This is a genomic window from Gordonia hankookensis, from assembly GCF_014673215.1.
Lineage (GTDB): Bacteria > Actinomycetota > Actinomycetes > Mycobacteriales > Mycobacteriaceae > Gordonia > Gordonia hankookensis.
The window spans coordinates 208,804-229,574 of sequence record NZ_JACWMS010000006.1 but is presented as its reverse complement, the minus strand read 5'-3'; the positions used below and the strand labels follow the sequence as shown (position 1 = coordinate 229,574).

The 20,771-nt window shown below is 66.0% G+C and carries 18 protein-coding genes; 9 read left to right on the top strand and 9 right to left on the bottom strand.

The genetic code is table 11. The annotated features are described in order from the left end of the window. Position 1: 1 nt before the first annotated feature. Positions 2–445, top strand: coding sequence for a DUF1330 domain-containing protein (locus IDF66_RS23420; protein ID WP_190268840.1), 444 nt, complete (start codon positions 2–4; stop codon positions 443–445). Here the strand turns inward: IDF66_RS23420 and IDF66_RS23415 are convergent. Next, positions 442–1,839, bottom strand: a complete 1,398-nt coding sequence (locus IDF66_RS23415) for an FAD-binding oxidoreductase (protein ID WP_190268903.1) — start codon at positions 1,837–1,839, stop codon at positions 442–444. The two genes, IDF66_RS23420 and IDF66_RS23415, sit on opposite strands and share 4 nt — an antisense overlap. 40 nt (positions 1,840–1,879) lie before the next feature. On the opposite strand from IDF66_RS23415, the gene IDF66_RS23410 reads away from it, so the two are divergent. Continuing rightward, complete coding sequence (locus IDF66_RS23410) at positions 1,880–2,839, top strand: serine/threonine-protein kinase (RefSeq protein WP_190268839.1); 960 nt, start codon at positions 1,880–1,882, stop codon at positions 2,837–2,839. A gap of 214 nt (positions 2,840–3,053) precedes the next feature. After that, positions 3,054–4,559 carry an amino acid permease gene (locus tag IDF66_RS23405; protein ID WP_190268838.1) on the top strand — a complete coding sequence of 502 codons (1,506 nt, stop codon included), beginning with the start codon at positions 3,054–3,056 and terminating at the stop codon, positions 4,557–4,559. 237 nt (positions 4,560–4,796) lie between these two features. Here IDF66_RS23405 and IDF66_RS23400 read toward each other — a convergent pair whose 3' ends face one another. Then, positions 4,797–5,924: an amidohydrolase family protein gene (locus tag IDF66_RS23400; RefSeq protein ID WP_190268837.1), complete on the bottom strand. Its 1,128-nt coding sequence runs from the start codon at positions 5,922–5,924 to the stop codon at positions 4,797–4,799. A 135-nt stretch (positions 5,925–6,059) separates the two neighbouring features. Between IDF66_RS23400 and IDF66_RS23395 the strand changes: the two genes are divergently transcribed. After that, positions 6,060–7,211, top strand: coding sequence for an FAD-binding oxidoreductase (locus IDF66_RS23395; RefSeq protein WP_190268836.1), 1,152 nt, complete (start codon positions 6,060–6,062; stop codon positions 7,209–7,211). A 34-nt stretch (positions 7,212–7,245) separates the two neighbouring features. Here IDF66_RS23395 and IDF66_RS23390 read toward each other — a convergent pair whose 3' ends face one another. The 5 genes from IDF66_RS23390 to dnaK form a co-directional block, all read right to left on the bottom strand. Next, complete coding sequence (locus IDF66_RS23390) at positions 7,246–8,376, bottom strand: hypothetical protein (protein ID WP_190268835.1); 1,131 nt, start codon at positions 8,374–8,376, stop codon at positions 7,246–7,248. A gap of 64 nt (positions 8,377–8,440) precedes the next feature. Continuing rightward, positions 8,441–8,836 carry a heat shock protein transcriptional repressor HspR gene (locus IDF66_RS23385; protein ID WP_164310582.1) on the bottom strand — a complete coding sequence of 132 codons (396 nt, stop codon included), beginning with the start codon at positions 8,834–8,836 and terminating at the stop codon, positions 8,441–8,443. A gap of 2 nt (positions 8,837–8,838) precedes the next feature. After that, positions 8,839–10,038, bottom strand: coding sequence for a molecular chaperone DnaJ (gene dnaJ, locus IDF66_RS23380; protein ID WP_164310581.1), 1,200 nt, complete (start codon positions 10,036–10,038; stop codon positions 8,839–8,841). A 170-nt stretch (positions 10,039–10,208) separates the two neighbouring features. Beyond that, on the bottom strand, positions 10,209–10,901 hold the full coding sequence (grpE, locus tag IDF66_RS23375) for a nucleotide exchange factor GrpE (protein ID WP_190268834.1): 693 nt from the start codon (positions 10,899–10,901) through the stop codon (positions 10,209–10,211). After that, positions 10,898–12,754 carry a molecular chaperone DnaK gene (gene dnaK, locus IDF66_RS23370; protein WP_190268833.1) on the bottom strand — a complete coding sequence of 619 codons (1,857 nt, stop codon included), beginning with the start codon at positions 12,752–12,754 and terminating at the stop codon, positions 10,898–10,900. The genes grpE and dnaK overlap by 4 nt, the downstream gene beginning before the upstream one ends. A gap of 400 nt (positions 12,755–13,154) precedes the next feature. On the opposite strand from dnaK, the gene IDF66_RS23365 reads away from it, so the two are divergent. Further along, positions 13,155–13,724, top strand: coding sequence for a TetR/AcrR family transcriptional regulator (locus IDF66_RS23365; RefSeq protein ID WP_164310578.1), 570 nt, complete (start codon positions 13,155–13,157; stop codon positions 13,722–13,724). Between the two features lie 120 nt (positions 13,725–13,844). Here the strand turns inward: IDF66_RS23365 and lon are convergent, their stop codons facing one another. Then, positions 13,845–16,172: an endopeptidase La gene (lon, locus tag IDF66_RS23360; RefSeq protein WP_190268832.1), complete on the bottom strand. Its 2,328-nt coding sequence runs from the start codon at positions 16,170–16,172 to the stop codon at positions 13,845–13,847. A 378-nt stretch (positions 16,173–16,550) separates the two neighbouring features. On the opposite strand from lon, the gene IDF66_RS23355 reads away from it, so the two are divergent. The 4 genes from IDF66_RS23355 to IDF66_RS23340 all read left to right on the top strand — a co-directional run bounded on the left by IDF66_RS23355 (position 16,551) and on the right by IDF66_RS23340 (position 20,104). Further along, positions 16,551–18,062: an MFS transporter gene (locus tag IDF66_RS23355; protein WP_164310576.1), complete on the top strand. Its 1,512-nt coding sequence runs from the start codon at positions 16,551–16,553 to the stop codon at positions 18,060–18,062. Positions 18,063–18,242: 180 nt separating this feature from the next. Next, positions 18,243–18,572 carry a VOC family protein gene (locus IDF66_RS23350; protein ID WP_190268831.1) on the top strand — a complete coding sequence of 110 codons (330 nt, stop codon included), beginning with the start codon at positions 18,243–18,245 and terminating at the stop codon, positions 18,570–18,572. A gap of 188 nt (positions 18,573–18,760) precedes the next feature. Next, entirely contained in the window at positions 18,761–19,408 is a 648-nt protein-coding gene (locus tag IDF66_RS23345) for a cutinase family protein (protein ID WP_223310031.1), read from the top strand. Positions 19,409–19,501: 93 nt separating this feature from the next. Next, positions 19,502–20,104, top strand: coding sequence for a dihydrofolate reductase family protein (locus tag IDF66_RS23340; protein WP_190268829.1), 603 nt, complete (start codon positions 19,502–19,504; stop codon positions 20,102–20,104). Here the strand turns inward: IDF66_RS23340 and IDF66_RS23335 are convergent. Then, positions 20,076–20,726 carry a dihydrofolate reductase family protein gene (locus tag IDF66_RS23335; RefSeq protein WP_164310571.1) on the bottom strand — a complete coding sequence of 217 codons (651 nt, stop codon included), beginning with the start codon at positions 20,724–20,726 and terminating at the stop codon, positions 20,076–20,078. The genes IDF66_RS23340 and IDF66_RS23335 overlap by 29 nt on opposite strands. Positions 20,727–20,771 lie beyond the last annotated feature (45 nt).

The following is a 20,771-nucleotide window of genomic DNA, read 5'->3' as shown; positions in this document are numbered from 1 at the left end:
CATGAGCCCCGACCTTCCGCCCGCCGACCGGCGCGCCATCGATCCACAAAGAGGACAGTTCGCGAAGCAGCTGTCGGAGTTGCCGGCGGATCAACCGGTCACGATGCTCAATCTGCTCCGCTACCGCGAGGTGGCCGACTACTCCCAGGCGGAGGAACTGGCGCCGGCACAGCCGATCTCCGGGGCCGAGGCCTACCGCATCTACGGCAAGGCGGCGACTCCGCATCTCGAGAAGGCCGGGGCAGAGGTCATCTACCACGGTGACTGCGGGCCGACCGTGATCGGGCCTGCCGACGAGCAGTGGGACTCGATCCTCCTGGTCCGCTACCCGAGTCCGGAGGCCTTCCGCCAGATGGTCACCGACCCGGCGTATCAGTCGCTGTCGCGGCATCGCACTGCTGCGATGGCGGACTCGCGGCTGATCGCGACAACCGCCGAGAGTTAGAGCAGTACACCAGGATTCAAGATCCCCTGCGGGTCCAGCGCATGCTTGATGGTCGCGGTGAGATCCATGACGTCGGGCCCGACCTGATCCGGCAGCCAGTTCTTCTTGAGTCTGCCGACGCCGTGTTCGCCCGTGATGGTGCCTCCGAGGGAGATCGCCAGATCCATGATCTGCCCGAAGGCGCGCTGTGCGCGGGCGGCCTCGTCGGTGTCGGCCGGGTCGAAGACGATCAACGGATGGGTGTTGCCGTCGCCGGCATGGGCGATCACGGAGATCAACACGCCGTTGTCGGCCGCGATCGTCCCGACGCCGTCGATCAGCGCGGGCAACTGCGGAAGCGGCACCCCTACGTCCTCGAGCAGCAACGACCCGATCTTCTCCACGGCGGGGATCGCGGCACGCCGAGCGGCGGTGAAGGCCTCGCCCTCCTGCGGATCGTCGGTGGCGAACACCTCACTTGCGCCGTGTGCCTCGAACGCCTGCGAGATTATCTCGACCTCAGCCGCCCCGGCCGGGCCGGGAGCATCCGACTGGGCCACCAGCAGAGCTCCCGCCTGCCGGTCGAGCCCCATCCGCAGCATGTCCTCGACAGCGTTGATGGAGACGGAGTCCATGAACTCGAGCATCGCCGGCCGGATCTGCGACGTGATCGCGAGGACGGCCTGACTCGCCTCGTGAACCGACGCGAAAGTTCCCACGACGGTGGAGGCCGGCGCCTGGGGCGGCAACAGACGCAGGGTCACCTCGGTGATGATCCCGAGCAGGCCCTCACTGCCCACGAACAGTTTGGTCAGTGACAACCCGGCGGAGTCCTTCAACTGCATGCCGCCGAGCCGCACCGCGCGACCATCGGCGAGGACCACCTCGAGGCCGAGCACGTAGTCGGTGGTCACGCCGTACTTCACACAACACAGACCGCCCGCATTGGTGGCGACGTTGCCACCGATCGAGCAGATCTCGAACGACGACGGGTCCGGCGGATACCAGAGACCATTGGCTGCGGCGGCCGCCTTGACCTCGGAATTGAACAGTCCCGGTTGTGCCACCGCGGTCCGCGTCGCGGTGGCGATCGCGAGCTCACGCATCTTCTCGGTCGAGATCATCACCGCTCCGTCGACAGCGGTCGAACCGCCGGACAGGCTGGTCCCGGCTCCGCGGGTGATGAGCGGGATGCCGTGCTCACCACACCAGCGGACCGCGATCTGCACGTGCTCGGTGGTCGTCGGGCGGATCAGCGCGAGCGGCGTCCCGGCCTGCGGATCCTGCGCACGATCCTGCCGATATGCAGCGAGGATGTCGGGGTCGGTGACCACCATCCCGTTCGGCAGCGCAGCGGCGAGGGAGTCCGTGGCCACGCTTCGGGCGCCGGGACCGGACGAGGCGGGCTCCGTCATTCGCGTCATGTGTCAACCATAGGTGCGACGACCCGGCAGAATGAGCAGGGTGAGCGACTTTGCGGTGCTGGGTGCCGGCGACACCGTGGCCGGCTACACCATCGATGCGCTCCTCGGCAGCGGCAGCAGCGCCGAGGTCTATCGCGCGCACCGCGATGGTGCCGCCGATCCGGTCGCGCTCAAGGTGCTCCACACCGGGCCCAACGACCGGCAACGGGTTCGCGAACGCTTCGACCGCGAGTTCACCATCGCATCTCGACTGCGGCACCCCCACATCGTCAAGATGTACGCGCGCGGGGAGATGGACCCACCCCAGGTCGACGACAGGCACAGTGCTGCAAGCGTTCTGTGGATGGCGATGGAGTACATCGGTGGAGTGTCGGCCGCCGATCTGATCGCCCATCGTCCCGCTGAGCCCGACATCACGATGATCGCGCAGATCGGCGCGCAGATCGCCGACGCGCTCGATTTCGCCCATGCCCGCGAAGTCCTACACCGTGATGTCAAGCCCGCCAACATCATGGTCACCATGCCATCCGACGACGTTCATGCGGTCCTGACGGATTTCGGCATCGCCCAGCTGCTCGACGACGCCCGTCCGCTCGCGCGTAACGGCAGGGTCCAGGGATCGATCGCCTATGCGTCGCCGGAATTGCTCACCGCTCAACGTCTCTCACCGGCGACCGACCAATACGCGTTGGCCGCCAGCCTGTTCGAACTGCTGACCGGCGATCCGCCCTTCCGGAGGGCGACGGCTTTTGCCATCACCCACGCCCACCTCCACGATCCGGTACCACCCCTGACCCGGGCTCGCCCCTGGCTGCCCTCGGCACTCAACTCGGTGTTCGCCAAGGCGCTGGCAAAGGATCCACGCACCCGGTACGAGACATGCAGCGCGTTCACCGACATCGTGACACGAGCACTGCGAGACATCCCGGTGCCGGCGGCTCCCCGGACGCGGCGCTGGCCCTGGGTTCGAAGCGCGCTTCACGACATGTAAATTCGGACATCGTGCCGATTTGCGCTGTCCACCATCATATTCCACACCGTCGTGGCGATCAGGACGCGGTCTGTGTGCAAACATTTAACACTCTTCGAGATGCCGGGGATCTCTGACCCCGTTAACGTCGGCAGTCATTGTGTGATCGGTCGCGCCCCGGGGTTGCGCCACCGGAAAGCCCATGCGCTCACCGCCACCCGACAGAGGGGGAACCATGACAGCAGAATCACCCACCAGCTACGACAACTCGGCCCTGACCCACGAGGACGAGGGCTACCACAAGAGCCTGAAGCCACGCCAGATCCAGATGATCGCGATAGGTGGGGCGATCGGCACCGGTCTGTTCATGGGCGCCGGAAGTCGCCTGCACGATGCCGGGCCGGGATTGTTCATCGTCTACGCCGTGTGCGGCATCTTCGTGTTCTTCATCCTGCGCGCACTCGGCGAGCTGGTGCTGCACCGACCGTCGTCCGGGTCGTTCGTCTCCTATGCGCGCGAGTTCTTCGGCGAGAAGACCGCGTTCGTCACGGGCTGGCTCTACTTCTTCAACTGGGCCGCCACCGCGATCGTCGACGTGACGGCGGTTGCGCTCTACGTGCATTACTGGGGAATGTTCGAAGCGGTCCCGCAGTGGCTCATCGCGCTGATCGCCCTGGGCATCGTGCTCACCATGAACGTCATCTCGGTGAAGCTGTTCGGCGAGATGGAGTTCTGGGCGTCGATCATCAAGGTGACAGCCCTCGTCACGTTCCTGGTCGTCGGTATCGTCTTCCTCGCAGGACGGTTCGAGATCGACGGCCAGTCGACGGGGATCTCGGTGATCACCGACAACGGCGGCATGTTCCCGTTGGGTGTCTTCCCGCTCTGCATCGTGACCTCCGGCGTCATCTTCGCTTACGCCGCAGTGGAGTTGGTGGGTATCGCAGCAGGCGAGACCGCCGATCCACCGAAAGTCATGCCGCGCGCGATCAACTCCGTGATCGTGCGCATCGCCGTCTTCTACGTCGGTTCGTTGCTGCTGCTGGCGCTGCTGTTGCCCTACACCGCGTTCACCGAGGGCGAGAGTCCGTTCGTGACGTTCTTCTCCAAGATCGGCGTGCCCGCCGCGGGCGGCATCATGAATCTGGTGGTCCTCACGGCAGCGATGTCGAGCCTCAACGCCGGCCTGTACTCGACGGGCCGCATCCTGCGGTCGATGTCGATGAACGGCAGCGGCCCCGCGTTCACCGGCAAGATGAACCGCAACGGCGTGCCGTTCGGCGGCATCGCGCTCACCGGTGCGCTGACGTTGCTGGGCATCGTGCTGAATCTCTTCGTCCCCGAGGATGCCTTCAACATCGCGCTCGACCTGTCGGCACTCGGCATCATCTCCACATGGGCGATGATCATGGCATGCCAGCTCCAGCTGTTCCGGTGGGAGCAGAAGGGCATCCTCGAGCGTCCGTCGTTCCGACTGCCGGGGACGCCGTACACCAGCTACGCGACGCTGGTGTTCCTCGCGGCCGTGGTCGTGCTGATGTGTTACGAGAACATCTGGAATCTCATCGCCATCGTCGTGCTGGTGCCGCTTCTCGTCGGCGGATGGTATGCGGTGCGCGGCAAGGTGTTGACGATCGCGGCACAGCGACAGGGTTACACCGGCGAATACCCGGTGGTGCCGCAGCCGCCTGTCCCGGAGGGCCCGCACTCGCGGCATCACTCCGAGGATGACGAGAGCTGAGACGGGTGTGTGGTCTCGATACGCCGGGCTCGCTACGCTCACCCGGCTACTCGACCAGCAGAAGTGTTCCCACTGACGGTTGAGTAGCGCAGCAGAGGATTTCACCGATGGTTGAGTAGCGCAGCAGAGGATTTCACCGACGGTTGAGTAGCGCAGCAGAGGATTTCACCGACGGTTGAGTAGCGGCGTACGAGCGCAGCGAGTCCGACGCGTATCGAAACCGGGACCGGCCAGTCCTCACTCGATCCCGTAGACCCGCATGGCGTTGTCGCGGAACACCTTCCTCAACACGTACTCCCCGCCTTGGGGCTCGAGCAGATCGATGAGTGCACCGATCACCATGTCGAGTGCGGTGTTGGGCTTGTCGATCGGGAAGTTCGATCCGAAGATCAGGCGGTCAGGGCCGAAATGTCCGAGGACGTGTTCGACCAGTGGGCCGACCATCTCGGCGAGGGTGCCGCGGCTGCCGATGTTGCCCCACCGCTCCCGGCCGTAGCCCAGCACCGGCAACCCGAGACCGGACAACTTGACCACCACGTTGGGACACGCGGCCAGGGTGGTCATCCGTTCCCGCCACAGGCGGAGAATGTCTGCCCGGGCGCCTGCGGTCGCGCCGGTCCGCGCTCCGACCGGACCGAACACCCCGACCGGCGTCCCCAGATGGTCGACCACGATGGTCGCCTCCGGATACTCACGCGCGAGCGTCACCACGTCGTACAACTGATGCGAGTAGACAAAGGCGTCGAACACCAGACCGCGTTCGGCCACCTCGGCGAATCCGCGGAGGAATGCCGTCGACGCGAGAATCCCGTCCGCGTCGGCGCCGTTACGGATCCGTGGATCGGGGTGCCGCGTGGTGATCCAGCGGACCCCGCGCAGGCGGTCGGTGAGCGCCGCATGCTCGTCGAGCAGTTCCGCGAACATCTCGGCGCGCGGATCGGCGTGCGCCACGACGGCACCCAACTCGGGCGATTGGCCCACCCCGAAGGGCAGCTTGGTGACGTATCGGGTCTCCTCCACGGCCGAACGTCCCGCCGGGGTATCGGTCCGGCCTGCGGTGTCGTCGCGGCGCCAATGCGACTCCATGTGCACGACGGTCTCGACCCGGACCCCGGCGACCGTGCGCACCGCCGACGCATCGGCGAGATACTGCAGGGGTTCGTACACCCGGGCCACCGTGCTCGGCGTGAGCACGTACTCGCGGTCGGCCTGCGACACCACCATCGGAAAGACACGATCGCCAAAGGCGGGAAGGAAACTGTAGAGCCGCGACAGTCGGTTGGCAGCCCACGGCGTGCTCCGCGGATTCCACTGGTGCAGATGGGCATCGACTATGCCCGGTACCACGCCATCGAGCGAGCTCACATCTCTGAGCCTGCCACACACCGCGCGAACCCGACATCGAATGATGGATCATCAGACCTCGTCGAACGACAGCTAGGGTGATTAGTCTTGGGCGGGAAAATCCGCGGTACCGGTACAGGGAGGTGACCCCACGACGTGCCCAGCCACTCTCGGCATACGCTCCATCACCTACGAACGCTGATCGGGCGCGATCCCGACAAATTCTCCGCAAACGTCTACACCAGGATGTTTGCCATCGATCCCGATCTCCGCGAACTCTTCCCCGCGGTGATGGCGGGACAGCGCGATGCGTTCTATCACGTCATCGATCACGTCCTCGACGTGGTGCCGCGCGAGGACGGTCACAACGAACTGGTCGAATTCCTCGCACAACTCGGTCGGGATCATCGCAAGTTCGGCGTGCGGCCCGAGCATTACGGCATCATCTACCAGGCACTGGTCGCCGAGTTCGCGTCGGTGCTCGGCGAATACTGGGACGACGAATCCGCGCAGACCGTGACGCAGGCGATGATGCTGACCACCGGTGTCATGCGTGGTGCGGCCGAGACAGCGCCGCATCCCGCGTTGTGGTCGGCCGAGGTGGTGGAGAAATTCCGGATCACCCGTGACCTCGCGGTGGTCCGCCTGATCACGAAGGCACCGCTGCGCTTCGTCGTCGGGCAGTACCTCGAGGTCCAGATCCCCCAGCGCCCTCGGATGTGGCGGAACCTGTCCCCTGCCATTCCACCGAACCCCGCAGGCGAACTGGAGTTCCACGTGCGCGCCGTGTCCGGGGGAACGGTCAGCTCGGCGATCGTCAGTGAGACCCGTAGCGGTGACACCTGGTATTTCGCGCAAGGGCACGGGACTTTACACGTCGAGCCTGATCAGAAGGTGCTCATGGTTGCGGGCGGCACCGGTCTCGCGCCACTGCGAGCGCTGCTCATCGAGATGTCGAAGCGAGCCGACTCGCCGCCGACGCACATCTTCTACGGGATGCGTCATCCCGGTGAGCTCTACGACCTTGCGGTGCTGCGCCGCATCGCGGCCACCAACCCGTGGCTGACCGTCACCGCCGTGTCGGAGGAGACCGGCGACCCGTGGTGGATCACGTCGACGACGACACCCGAGGCCCTCGGCATCGACCACATCATCGGCACCCTGGGAGACGCGGTGGCGCAGACCGGTCCGTGGGACGACCGTCAGGTCCTCATCGCAGGCTCGGCAAAGATGATCGAGGCGACGCGCCGGCGGCTGCTGATCGCAGGTGTCCGGTCGAGCCGGATTCAACACGACCCGGTGACCTGAGGGTGGTCGTCCGCGCCGCCTGACCCGGATCTGCTCACCGGGTGGGCGTGTCCTGCGAAGCCTGGGGCGCCCACCGGTTCGCGGAGGCCTCGCCGCCACCGCCGAACCTGGTCTCGGTCGTCGTCTCGGTCGTCGTCTCCGTCTCGGTGACCGTGGCGGGGTCCGCCGCCGATTCCGTCTCGGTGGTCGTCTTGGTGACCGTCTGCCGATCCCGGGTCACCGTCGAGGTCTCCACGGCGGTCTGGGTCTCGGTCCGCGGCTGCGCCGTCGAGGTGACGGTGATGGTCGAGGGCGCAGCGGTCACCGTCGTCGTGGTCGGCGCCTTCTCCTCGGTTGCATCGACACCCGCGAAAACCGCCGACGCCGCGATCGCGCCGAGCACCAGGGCGCCGGCCATCGCCGCGCCGATCAGCCACCACCGGCGATTCGACGAACCGCCTGACACCGCTCCGGGCCGGAGCGCCAGGATCGCAGCGCCCACCGCGGAGGACAGGGCGGGCTGGTCGGCGGCGGCCACCGGGCGAGCCAATGCGTAGCCCAACGCAGATACCGCACCCGGCACGTCGGCGCCAGGTCCGGTGCACAACACCGACGTCACCGACGATCCGCCAGGCGCCGCGATCACGGCCTCGGCGACCGCGGTCGCGTGTGCCGGATCGGTCACGGGTCCCGGCGAGCCGTAGGCGAACTCCGCGGTGCCGAGCACCTCGCCGGTCGCCGAGTCCAAGGTGACCACCGACGAGCCCGGTGACGGGACAGCTGTTCGATCCAGATCGACGACGGCCACGATGCCGCGGACACCGGCCGAGCCCCGCGCGACCTCGGCGAGCGCAGCGGGCATGTCGGTGACCGCGACCTTCTCGTACCAACCCGGACGCGAGGTCCCGGGTGCGAGGTTCGCCTGCAGGTAGCTCTGGGTGGCCGGTCTCGCACACGCGATGCCGATCCGGTCGATGTCGTACGGCACGGAGTCCACGAGTTCGTGGATGGCCGTTTCCGCGCTCTGCGCGGACGGGTCGGACAGGTCGACCAGATTGCTCGCGACGATCTCGCCGTCGCCACCGCGCACGACCGAGACGATCTGATCCTCGATGACGGAGATGCCGAGGACCGATCCGGCCGAGGCCGAGCTGCCCTGAGTGCGGGTGCTCTGCGTCTCGGCCATGGTCCTGTCCTGTCTCCGGCGACGTTTGTCGGGAGTCAGGGTAGCGGGTGGTTCCCGACCGCGATCAGTCGGCGTTGCGCTTGCGGCGCGGTTGCCATACCACCAGCGCGCTGGTGCGCGGTACCGGCACGAGTTCACCGCTGCGCCGGTGCGGAACGTTGTCCACCTCGGTCTGGAGTTCGCGAACCCGCTGTTGCAAGGCGTCGACCTGATTGCTCAGATCGATGATCCGCTTGATCCCCGCGAGGTTGACGCCCTCCTCCTGGGAGAGACGTTGGATCTCGCGGAGCACCTCGACGTCGCGTGCCGAGTACCGTCGCCCGCCACCGCTGGTGCGCTGGGGGGTGACCAGACCGAGCCGGTCGTAGGTACGCAACGTCTGAGCGTGCATGCCGGCGAGTTCAGCGGCAACCGAGATCATGAAGGTCGCGCCGCCCTCACTCTCGAATTTGCCTGCCATCATCATCGCCCCCACCCGGCGCGCGGATCGAAGCCGCCTGCCTTCTCGGCCTCTGCGTACCGACGCATTGCCTCGGTGGCCGCGTCATCGAGCTGCGGCGGTACCGCGACCTTCACGGTGACCAGCAGGTCGCCCGCCCCACCGGAACGCTTCGGCACGCCTCTACCACGGACGCGAAGTGTGCGGCCATCGGTCGTGTTGGGCGGGATCTTCACCCCGACCGTGCCGTCGAGTGTCGGCACCGACACCGTGGCGCCCAGGACGAGCTCCGAGATGCTCACGGGCAGTTGGACTTTGAGGTCGTTTCCACTTCGGGTGAAGACTTTGTCCGAATGTACGTGGACAACGACGTACAGGTCTCCGGACGGCGCCCCTCGACGACCGGCCTCGCCCTGCCCTGCCAGCCGAATCCGTTGTCCGTCTTCCACGCCCGCGGGGATGCGGACGTTGATGGTCCGGGCTCGAACCTTGACGCCCGAGCCGTCGCAGTCGGTGCAGGGGTCGTCGATACGCGATCCGGTGCCCTGGCAATCCTGGCAGGGTTCACTGAAGCCGAACGCCCCCTGATTGCGGCTGACGAATCCGGAACCGTTGCAGTTCGGGCAGACTCGCGGGCTGGTTCCAGGCTTTGCCCCACTGCCGTGACACGTGGTGCACGGCGACGGGCTGGTCACCCGGAGCGGAACCGTGGTGCCCTGCGCAGCGTCCTTGAAGCTCAGCGTGGTCTCGGTCTCGAGGTCGTTGCCCCGCTTGGGCCGCGTCGCCGTGGACGTCCGCGGTCCGCGATTGAACAGTCCTTCGAAGAGGTCGCCGAATCCGCCTGCCGAGTCGGCTGCGCCGCCGCCGTTGCCGAACAGGTCGCCGATGTTGAAATCGGCGCCACCCGTCGTCGTCGTATATGTGCCGCCACCGCCCGGGAAACCTCCGGGAAAGCCGTTGCCCCCGCCGCGGAATCGCCCACCGGCGAACATCGCGCGGGTCTCGTCGTACTCTTTGCGCTTCTCGGCGTCGGCCAGGACGCTGTGGGCTTCGGACACCCGCTTGAAGCGCTCCTCGGCCGCCGTGTCACCCGGGTTCGCGTCCGGGTGCAGCTCGCGCGCGAGCTTGCGGTAGGCCTTCTTGATCTCTTCAGCCGAAGCGTCAGAAGCAACGCCCAGGTCCTTGTAGAAGTCGTGTTCCAACCACTCACGTTGTGGAGCCACCAGACGTCACCTCCTTCGTTGTCTCAGTTGTCTCGATGTCTTCTTGTCTGGATATGGCTGTCTCCGCTCCCTGGGTGCGAGCGAGGCGAGCCACGAAGGGGCTTGCGGCAGCCGCCCCTTCGTGGCTCGTCGCTACGCTCCGCACACCTCAGGGCGCGACGACGGTTGCCTTATTGTGCACCAGTTTCGTCGTTTTCCGGCACGGCTCCGACCGTGGTGCCCTCGGGGGCACCCTCGACCGGATCGGTGACCGTCACCATCGCGGTGCGGATCACCCGCTCGCCGAGACGGTACCCACCGCGATACACCGAACCGATGACCGGATGGGCACCCTCGCCGTCGTGCTGAACCGCCTCGTGGAGTTCCGGATCGAACTCGTCGCCGGACTCACCGAACTTGACCAGCCCTTCGGCACCGAGTGCGGCGCTGAGCTTGTCGGCCATGGTCCGCATGGGTCCGTCTTCGAGGTCGCCGTGCGCACGGGCGCGGTCGAGATCGTCGAGGATCGGGAGCAGCTTCTCGATCAGCACCTGCTTGCCGTAGGCGACCGATCCCTGCTTCTCCTCCGCGGCGCGCCGTCGGAAGTTGGCGAACTGCGCGCGTTCACGCTGCAGATCGGTGGTCAACTCGGCGATACGCGCATCGACCTGATCGCCCACGGCGTCGGTGTCCGCTGACTGGTCGGCCTGCTCGCCGGCTGCCGGCTCGGCGTCCGCCGGGCCCGGTCCGGCGCCCGTCGCGTCGCGCACCTCGCCCGTCTCGGGGTCGATGCGTCGACGGTCGGACACCGTGACCGGCTCGTCGGGTCCAGTGGGCCCGCTCCCGGCACCGGGAACCGTGCCGTCCGGCTCGCCAGCGGTCACTTGTTGTCCCCGGTGTTCGACGGCTCGTCGACGACCTCGGCGTCCACGACGTCGCTGTCGCCGCCTGCGGCCTCGCCTTCGGGCGCGTCACCGTTGGGCGACTCCGCAGCCGAGGCGGCATAGATCGCCTGACCCATCTCCTGGGACTCGGCCGAGAGCTTCTCGACGGCCGACTTGATCGCCGCGAGATCGGTGCCCTTGAGGGACTCGTTGGCCTCGGCGATCGCCGCGTTGACCTTGTCCTTCACCTCACCGGGAACCTTGTCCTCGTTGTCCTTGAGGAACTTCTCGGTGTGGTTGACCAGCGACTCGGCCTGGTTGCGGGTCTCCGCCTCCTCGCGACGCGTACGGTCCTCGTCGGCGTGTGCCTCGGCATCCTTGATCATCCGGTCGATCTCGTCCTTGCTCAGGCCCGAGCCCTCCTGGATGCGGATGCTGTTCTCCTTGCCGGTGCCCTTGTCCTTCGCGGTGACGTGCACGATGCCATTGGCGTCGATGTCGAAGGTCACCTCGATCTGCGGGACACCCTGTGGCGCCGGGGCGATGCCGCCGAGTTCGAACGAACCGAGCAGCTTGTTGTGCGAGGCGATCTCGCGCTCACCCTGATAGACCTGGATCTGCACGGAGGGCTGGTTGTCCTCTGCCGTGGTGTAGGTCTCCGACCGCTTGGTCGGGATGGTGGTGTTGCGCTCGATCAGCTTGTGCATCACGCCACCCTTGGTCTCGATACCAAGGGACAGCGGGGTGACGTCGAGCAGAAGCACGTCCTTGACCTCGCCGCGCAGCACACCGGCCTGCAGGGCCGCACCGACCGCGACGACCTCATCGGGGTTGACGCCCTTGTTGGGCTCCTGACCACCGGTGAGCTCCTTGACCAGCTCGGTCACGGCGGGCATACGGGTCGAGCCGCCCACCAGGACAACGTGATCGATGTCGCCGACGGCGATGCCTGCGTCCTTGATGACGGCCTGGAAAGGCGAACGGGTCCGCTCCAGCAGGTCCGAGGTGATCTTCTGGAACTCGCTGCGGCTCAACTGCTCGTCGAGGAACAGCGGGTTCTTCTCTGCGTCGACCGTGATGTACGGCAGGTTGATCGAGGTGCTCTGCGAAGCAGACAGTTCGATCTTGGCCTTCTCGGCGGCCTCACGGAGCCGCTGCATGGCCATCTTGTCCTTGGTCAGGTCGATGCCGTTCTGGCTCTTGAACTTGTCGACGAGCCAGTCGACGATGCGCTGATCCCAGTCGTCGCCACCGAGGTGGTTGTCGCCCGAGGTGGCGCGGACCTCCACCACACCGTCGCCGATCTCGAGCAGCGAGACGTCGAACGTACCGCCACCGAGGTCGAAGACCAGGATGGTCTGTTCCTTCTCACCCTTGTCGAGGCCGTATGCCAGTGCGGCCGCGGTCGGCTCGTTGACGATGCGCAGCACGTTCAGACCGGCGATCTGACCGGCTTCCTTGGTGGCCTGACGCTGCGAGTCGTTGAAGTAGGCGGGGACGGTGATCACCGCGTCGGTGACGTCCTCACCGAGGTAGGACTCGGCGTCGCGCTTCAGCTTCATCAGCGTGCGCGCGCTGATCTCCTGTGGGGTGTACTTCTTGTCGTCGACACCGACGGTCCAGTCACCCTCGCCCATGTGGCGCTTGACCGAACGGATGGTGCGATCGACGTTGGTCACCGCCTGGTTCTTCGCCGGCTGCCCGACCAACACCTCGCCGTTGCGCGCGAATGCGACCACCGACGGGGTCGTCCGGGAGCCTTCGGCGTTGGCGATGACAGCGGCTTCGCCGCCTTCGAGCACGGAGACCACCGAGTTGGTGGTGCCGAGGTCGATTCCAACTGCACGAGACATGTGTTCTCCTCCTGGTTCATGGGTTGCACCCAAGTACGTGGCCGGGCCCGAGCCGTTTACTGCACGAACCGCGGATGTTTCGTCGAGACCCGCGTCGGAACCCGAACTTCAGTGCATCCGACTCATGTCCTACTGAACAAACAAGCCGGAGTCAACCTGGGTTGAGCCTACATGACTCAGGTCTCTCGATCTGCTCAACGGACCCACCTGGCGGATTGTTCCCGGATCGACCAAAACAGTTGAGTGGAGTGGGCTCAATGTGGGGAGGATCTCCCTCCCCGTACCCCATGGTCTGGTACGCCGCCGAATACACTCATGCGGCCGGGCGCAGGCTCACGTCCCGGCCATTGCGGACGTGACCTGGGAAATGATGGAGGCGGCATGACGACGGATCTCGTCGATGGCTGACCGGCGCAAACTCTTCGGGGAGGCCGCCCTGACAGTCATCTCGACCGGAGGGCTCCGCGCACTCACCCATCGTTCGGTGGACGAGGCGGCCGGCCTGCCTGCCGGTTCGGTGAACTATTACGCGCCGACCCGGGCGAAGCTCGAGGCACTCGCGCTGACCGAGGCATACGAGCAGATGTACGCGATCGCCATCCGCACGTTCGGGCCGATCCTGGAGACCGATGACCCCTCAACCGATCTCGTCCTCGACTGCACGACCGATTTCGTGGCGGCGATGTCGGCGGAGACGGGACTCGTCGCGGCCCGCCATGCGCTGCTCGTCGAATCGCAGTTCGACGCCGTCCTGCGCGAACAGGTGAGAACCAATCGCACCGCCTTTGTCGCGTTCACCGAACCGTTCGTCCGGTCGAAGGCGCCCGACAGCCCGGCACGAACCGCCGAACTCATCGTGGCCCTGGTCGAAGGTCTGATTCAGCAGCAGACGCTCGTTGCGACAACGAATTTCCACCGCTCGATGGTCCGCGCCGCGATCGCACGGATCTTCGGGTTCACCGGGGGATGAACAGTCCGTCGACGAATATGACTGCGGCGTGAGCGCACCGCGGCGACAATAATTGTCGTCGCGGCCCGCCCACGCCGCAGCCGTATTCAGAACTCCGATCGATCAGCAGCGACGCAACCGTCAGGCAGCGGACACCGCCGGTTCCTCGACCGGCTCCAGCGCCTGCGCGATGATGTCGGCGACATCGACCATCGGTTTGACCTCGAGCGCCTCGAGGACCTCGGCGGGCACGTCGTCGAGGTCGGGCTCGTTACGCTGCGGGATGAAGACGGTCCGCAGCCCATTGCGTTGCGCGGCAAGCAGTTTCTGCTTGACGCCACCGATCGGCAGCACCCGACCGTTCAGCGTGACCTCACCGGTCATGCCCACGTCGGCACGAACCTTGCGGCCCGTCGCCATCGACACCAGCGCCGTCACCATCGTCACGCCTGCGCTCGGACCGTCCTTGGGCACGGCACCCGCGGGCACGTGCACGTGGATGGTCTTGTCGAGCGTCACCGGGTCGACGCCGAGTTGCTCGGCGTGCGCACGCACGTAGGACAGGGCGATCTGCGCGGATTCCTTCATGACGTCACCCAACTGGCCGGTGAGCTTGAGTCCGGACTCACCGTCGACCGCGTTGACCTCGATGAACAGGACATCGCCACCCATACCGGTGACCGCAAGACCGGTGGCCACACCCGGCACTGCCGTGCGCTCCTTCGATTCCGGTGTGAAACGCGCTCGGCCGATGTAATCCTTGAGGTCACGCTCACCGATCTCGATCGGCGCCTGCGCCTTGCCGGATTCCAGGTTCGTCGCAGCCTTGCGAAGCAACTTGGCGAGCAGCCGTTCGAACTGTCGCACACCCGGTTCCCGGGTGTAGTTCGCGGCGATCTCGCGCAGTGCATCGTCGGCGACGGTCACCTCGGCGTCGGTCAGGGCCGCACGCTCCGCCTGCCGCGGGAGCAGGAAGTCACGGGCGATGGCGACCTTGTCGTCCTCGGTGTAGCCGTCGATGGTGACCAGCTCCATCCGGTCCAGCAGCGCCGACGGGATGTTCTCGATCACGTTGGCGGTGGCCAGGAACAGGACATCGGAGAGGTCGAGGTCCAGATCGAGATAGTGGTCGCGGAAGGTGTGGTTCTGCGCCGGGTCGAGGACCTCGAGCAGCGCCGCCGCGGGGTCGCCACGGTAGTCCGAGCCGACCTTGTCGATCTCGTCCAGCAGCACAACCGGATTCATCGATCCGGCCTCGCCGATGGCCCGCACGATCCGGCCGGGCAGGGCGCCGACGTAGGTGCGCCGGTGACCGCGGATCTCCGCCTCGTCCCGGACGCCGCCGAGGGCGACGCGGACGAACTTACGGCCGAGGGAGCGGGCGACCGATTCACCCAGCGACGTCTTGCCGACGCCGGGAGGGCCGGCCAGCACCATCACGGCACCCGAGCCGCGCCCGCCGACGACCTGCAGACCACGCTCCGCTCGACGAGCCCGGACGGCCAGATACTCGACGATCCGGTCCTTCACGTCGACCAGACCGTGGTGATCGGCGTCGAGGATCTCGCGGGCACCCTTGATGTCGGTCGAGTCCTCCGTCCGCACGCTCCACGGGAGGTCCAGAACAGTGTCGAGCCAGGTACGAATCCAGCCGGTCTCCGGCGACTGATCGCTGGCACGTTCGAGCTTGCCGACCTCGCGCAGCGCAGCTTCACGCACGTTCTCGGGAAGATCGGCGGCCTCGACACGACCCCGGTAGTCGTCGGCACCTTCGGGCTCATCCTCACCGAGTTCCTTGCGGATGGCGGCGAGTTGCTGGCGAAGCAGGAATTCCTTCTGCTGCTTCTCCATCCCGTTGCGGACGTCGTCGGCGATCTTGTCGCTGACCTCGGTCTCGGCGATGTGCTCGCTGGTCCAGTCGATGAGCAGTGTGAGGCGCTCGCCGATGTCGGGCGTCTCCAGCAGCTGACGCTTCTGGATGTCGGTCAGCCACGACGAGTAGCCGGAGGTGTCCGCGAGTGCGGACGGGTCCGACATCTTGTTGACGCCGTCGATGATCTGCCACGCCTCCCGGCGCTGCAGCATGGCCAGCACGAGCTTCTTGTACTCGGCGGCCAGGGCCTTCACATCGTCGGTGATCTCCGGATCGTCGATCTCGGTGACCTCGACCCACAGCGCGTTGCCGTGGCCGGGCGCACCGGTGCCGATCTGGGCCCGGGTCTCACCCTTCACGACCGCGGCGGTCTGACCGCCGGGCATGCGCCCGACCTGCACGATCGACGCGATCACCCCGTAGCTGGGATACCGGTCGTCCAGGCGCGGCGCGACCAGGAGCTTGCCGGATTCGCTGGCCCGAGCCGCATCAACGGTCGCCTGGGCGGCGTCGTCGAGCGGGATCGGGACAACCATGCCCGGCAAGACCACGAGGTCCGGAACGAACAGAACGGGCACTGAATATGTCTGTGACATTCATCCTCCAAAGTTCAGTCTGACCGACTCAACCCTGGTGGCGGGATCTTTGTTCCCGGGGATATTTCGCCAGGAGCGGAATGATGATGGTGACCGCCCCGCGCTCATCCGATGAAGCTCGGTAGTCTCTGTGAAGTCGGGCACCATATCGACGATCGATCCGGTCCGTAGAGGTGGCATCGCGCCATCCCCGATGAGCAGCCCATCGATCAGAACAGTGAGGCGCGCGGCAGCTCATGCGCCTTTCTGCTGCCTCGACATGGACAAAAGCCGGCATTGCCAAGCAGGCCGGAAGCGAACATTACGGACATAACACCCAAACCGCCGATGCGACTTGATGATTCGCCTATCATTACGCCGACTGCCTACCGTAGAGACATGTCCGAATCCGGAGTTGTCGACGGCAGGACCTCGCCGATGCGGTGGGCACACGCCCACGTGGTGGAACGTCACCTGCGCGCACTGGGCGCGTTGATCCGCCGCAAACCGCCATTGACCGAAGAGTCCATCACCGTCGTGGACCAACCCATGCTCAAGCGTGCCATCGCCGCGGCCGCTCTGGGAAACACGATGGAGTGGTTCGACTTCGGCGTGTACGGCTACCTCGCCGCCACCCTCGGGAAGGTCTTCTACCCCGACGCATCGTCGAGTGCCCAATTGCTGGCCACCTTTGCGACATTCGCGGCAGCCTTCATCGTGCGGCCGCTCGGCGGGTTCTTCTTCGGCCCGCTCGGCGACCGGGTGGGCCGTCAGAAAGTACTGGCGGTGACGATGATCATGATGGCTGTCGGCACCTTCGCCGTCGGCCTCATCCCGTCCTACGCCACGATCGGCATCTGGGCACCGATCCTGCTGCTCGTGGCGCGCATGGTGCAAGGCTTTTCCACCGGCGGCGAGTACGGCGGGGCCACCACGTTCATCGCCGAGTACTCGCCGGATCGTCGTCGCGGATTCCTGGGCAGCTGGCTCGATTTCGGTACGTTCATCGGGTATTCGCTCGGTTCACTGCTCGTCACTGTCCTCAACGCCTGGCTCGGCGACGACACGATGACCTCGTGGGGCTGGCGCATACCGTTCTTCATCGCCGGCCCGATGGGTCTGATCGGGCTGTATCTCCGTCTGCGCCTTGAAGACACACCGGCGTTCCAGAAACAACTCGACGAGCACGACGCCCAGGTCAAGAAGGCCGAGAGCGCCGGCCGGGAGATCGGCACCATCTTCGTGCGGTTCTGGCGACCGCTGCTGGTCTGCATCGGACTGGTCATCCTCTACAACGTCACCAACTACATGATCACCGCGTATCTGCCGACCTACTTCACCGACGTCATCGGACGCAGCCAGCTCAGTTCCGATCTGCTGGTGTTGCTTTCGATGCTGGTGGTGGTGGCTCTGATCGTCTTGCTTGGCCGCCTCACCGACTACATCGGACGACGACCCGTGTTCGCCTTCGGCGCCATCCTCCAGATCATCGTCGCGGTACCATGTTTCGTCCTGTTCGGAATGGACACGCTCTGGGCGCCGATCGTGGCGTGCATCGTATTCGGTGCGATTCTGGCGTGTTTCGCCGCGCCGACCGCCTCGACACTGCCCGCGCTCTTCCCGACGACGGTGCGCTACGGAGCGCTGTCCATCGGATTCAACATCGCAGTGTCCGCATTCGGAGGCACCACGCCACTGGTCGCCTCGGCACTGGTCAGCGCGACCGGGAACCATCTGGTACCGGGCTTCTACCTCATCGCGAGCGGGCTGGTGGGCCTCGTCGCCGTGGTGTTCCTGCGTGAGTCGGCACGGCAACCACTGACCGGTTCGCCACCACAGGTCGACTCACCGGCCGAGGCTGCTCGCACCTACGCTGCGGCACGCAAATCGGCTGCTGCGGTGAGCGTCTGAGGCCGACGCGCTCTACCATGCGTCACCACGGTCGATCTGGTGTGGTACCCGACGGTGTGAAGTGACGATCTGGTCATCCCCCTGGACGTGAATCCGGCCGGCCGGCGGCGAACATTCGGGCCCGGCGCACAGTGCTCAGGTGCGATGATCGAACACAACCGTTCCGAAAGGGTCACGAGCATGGATCTGTTCGCGGGCATCCCCGTCAGCGACCTGTCGAACGCTGCCGGCTGGTATGAACGTCTCCTCGGTGATGTGAGGTCATTCGACCCGAACGATCACGAACGGGTCTGGACACTCACCGAGCACGGCCACCTCTACGCGGTCATCGCACCTCACGACGCCGGACACGGGCTGGCGACGTTGTTCGTCGACAGTCTGGATGAGTTCCTCGCCGCAGCCGCGGGTCGCGGAGTCGAACCCGAGTCGACGGAGACCTATGACAACGGGGTCCGCAAGGCCGTCTTCCGCGATCCTGACGGCAACGAGATCGGTGTGGGTGGCCAATGAACAATCGACGACGGATGCAACCCGCCGGGAAATCAACGGGACATCGCACCCATCCGAACGCCGTCCACGTCCGAACCATGTGCATGAACCTTGAATCCCACAGTTCAACCAGTGCTCTGTCCAGCATCGGCGCCCGATTGACCGTGTCGTTTCTCTGTTTGTTCGCGGCTATCGCCGGCGGCGTGGTGATGAACGCACCGAAGGCGTCCGCCGCCACCTGCTCCGACGTCGCGGTCGTCTTTGCCCGCGGCACGGCCGAACCCGCGCCTCCGATCGGATTGACCGGTCAGTCGTTCGTCGGGGCTCTCCGGTCGCAACTACCCGGCAAGTCAGTGGCCGCCCAGGGTGTGAAATACGCCGCCAGCAGCGATTTCAACAATCGCCCGAAGTTCGTCAGGTCCGTGGTGGACGGCGTGAAGGAAGCCCAGAACGAGGTGAAGACCATCGCCGCAACCTGCCCGCGGACCCGGATCGTCCTCGGCGGATATTCGCAGGGAGCAGTGGTCGCCGGTTATGCGACGAGCGGGAAGATCACGATCGCCGATCGCTACCGCCAGTACGAGTCGCAGGTGCCCGCTCCGCTCCCCGCCAACGTGGCGAGCCATGTCGCGGCGGTGGTCCTCTTCGCACCGCCTTCAGACCGCTTCATCAGCGACGTCGGTGCACCGCGCATTCGCGTCGGCGCCCCATATGAGCCCAAGACGGTCCGGTACTGCATCCCCGGCGACACCATCTGCAACGGCGCCCCGGTGGGACAGCCCAACGCGCTGCACGTGCTCTACACCGTCAACGGCATGCCACTGGATGCCGCACACTTCGTGGTCGGACGACTGTAGAGCCTGACCATCGACGTCCCTTTCCCACTCCGATGAGTTCCTCGGTCGCGCCTGGTCACAACTGTTGACCGGCGCGACCGAGGAGGCTCGACCATGGGAAAAGTCATCACACACATGACGATGTCGCTCGACGGCTTCATCGCCGACCGCAACGACGATCCCGGCGAGCTGTTCGCCTGGTACGACGCCGGTGAGACAGCGGTGCCCAGCGCGAATGACGACGTCGGATTCCACGTCGACGGTGCCGACGCGGACGTTCTCGGCGAACTGACCGGCAACGCCGGCGCACTGGTGTCCGGGCGACGCCTGTTCGACATCACCGACGGCTGGGGCGACCACCACCCGGTCGGCGTCCCGGTCGTCGTCGTCACGCATCACCCACCCGAGGACGCCACGACCCGGTGGCCGAACACCACCTTCGTCGGCGACGTCGCCGACGCCATCTCACGGGCGCGGCAGATCGCCGGTTCCGCCGATGTGATCATCGCCAGCCCGACGATCATCCAACAGGCCCTCGACCTCGATCTGGTCGACGAGATCTGCGTCAGCCTCGTACCGGTCCTCTTCGGCGATGGGATCCGCTACTTCGGCCCGCTGGCGAACGGCCATCGGCTCCTCGCAGACCCGACGGTCGTCCCCGGTCGCCGCGCCACTCACCTGCGTTATCTCACCGCCGCCAGAACAGGTGATGCGTGACCGCACCGCCCGGACTGGGCACGACGTCGCAGTGATAGCGATCGAGCAGCTCGTCGGGTGACTCCCAGAGTCGAACCCCGGACCCGAGCTCGACCTCGTTGGAGACCGCCACATGCAAGGTGTCCACCAGACCTGCGTCGAGGAACTCCCGCACGGTGGTCGCGCCGCCACCGAGCCGCACATCCTTCCCGTTCGCGGCGGCCTGCGCCTTCTCGAGGGCCGTCGCCGGGTCGTCGTCGATGAAGTGGAACGTCGTGTCCGACAGGGTGAACGACGGTCGCAGGTGATGGGTCAGGACGAACACCGGCGTATGGAACGGCGGCTCGTCGCCCCACCACCCGAGCCAGCTGTGGTCCTCCCAGGGGCCGCGATACGGGCTGAACTTGTGACTGCCCATGATCTCGGCACCGATGTTGTGGCTGAAGTCGCGGGTCAGGTAGTCGTCGAGACCGCGACTGCCGCCTGGGTCGGTGCGGTTGGGCCAGCTCGCGGTCGCGCCCGCCCACGACATCAGCGAAGCCGGATCGGCGTGGCCGAAGGGCCGTTCGAGGCTCTGGCCGTCACCGGCGCCGAAGCCGTCGCGCGACACCGTGAAGTTCTGCACTTTCAATAACTGACCCATTCCACAATCCTGCACTCTCGACGTTGCTGACGATGGTCAGACTGC

What these genes read in the sequence shown, in the direction of transcription:
- IDF66_RS23385 (WP_164310582.1), bottom strand. Translation starts at nt 8,836, where the DNA reads ATGGCAGGCAAATTCGAGAGTGAGGGCGGCGCGACCTTCATGATCTCG.
- IDF66_RS23420 (WP_190268840.1), top strand. Translation starts at nt 2, where the DNA reads ATGAGCCCCGACCTTCCGCCCGCCGACCGGCGCGCCATCGATCCACAA.
- IDF66_RS23365 (WP_164310578.1), top strand. Translation starts at nt 13,155, where the DNA reads ATGGCTGACCGGCGCAAACTCTTCGGGGAGGCCGCCCTGACAGTCATC.
- lon (WP_190268832.1), bottom strand. Translation starts at nt 16,172, where the DNA reads ATGTCACAGACATATTCAGTGCCCGTTCTGTTCGTTCCGGACCTCGTG.
- IDF66_RS23335 (WP_164310571.1), bottom strand. Translation starts at nt 20,726, where the DNA reads ATGGGTCAGTTATTGAAAGTGCAGAACTTCACGGTGTCGCGCGACGGC.
- IDF66_RS23355 (WP_164310576.1), top strand. Translation starts at nt 16,551, where the DNA reads ATGTCCGAATCCGGAGTTGTCGACGGCAGGACCTCGCCGATGCGGTGG.
- IDF66_RS23350 (WP_190268831.1), top strand. Translation starts at nt 18,243, where the DNA reads ATGGATCTGTTCGCGGGCATCCCCGTCAGCGACCTGTCGAACGCTGCC.
- IDF66_RS23390 (WP_190268835.1), bottom strand. Translation starts at nt 8,376, where the DNA reads ATGGCCGAGACGCAGAGCACCCGCACTCAGGGCAGCTCGGCCTCGGCC.
- IDF66_RS23345 (WP_223310031.1), top strand. Translation starts at nt 18,761, where the DNA reads ATGAACGCACCGAAGGCGTCCGCCGCCACCTGCTCCGACGTCGCGGTC.
- IDF66_RS23415 (WP_190268903.1), bottom strand. Translation starts at nt 1,839, where the DNA reads ATGACGGAGCCCGCCTCGTCCGGTCCCGGCGCCCGAAGCGTGGCCACG.
- IDF66_RS23410 (WP_190268839.1), top strand. Translation starts at nt 1,880, where the DNA reads ATGAGCAGGGTGAGCGACTTTGCGGTGCTGGGTGCCGGCGACACCGTG.
- dnaK (WP_190268833.1), bottom strand. Translation starts at nt 12,754, where the DNA reads ATGTCTCGTGCAGTTGGAATCGACCTCGGCACCACCAACTCGGTGGTC.
- IDF66_RS23405 (WP_190268838.1), top strand. Translation starts at nt 3,054, where the DNA reads ATGACAGCAGAATCACCCACCAGCTACGACAACTCGGCCCTGACCCAC.
- IDF66_RS23340 (WP_190268829.1), top strand. Translation starts at nt 19,502, where the DNA reads ATGGGAAAAGTCATCACACACATGACGATGTCGCTCGACGGCTTCATC.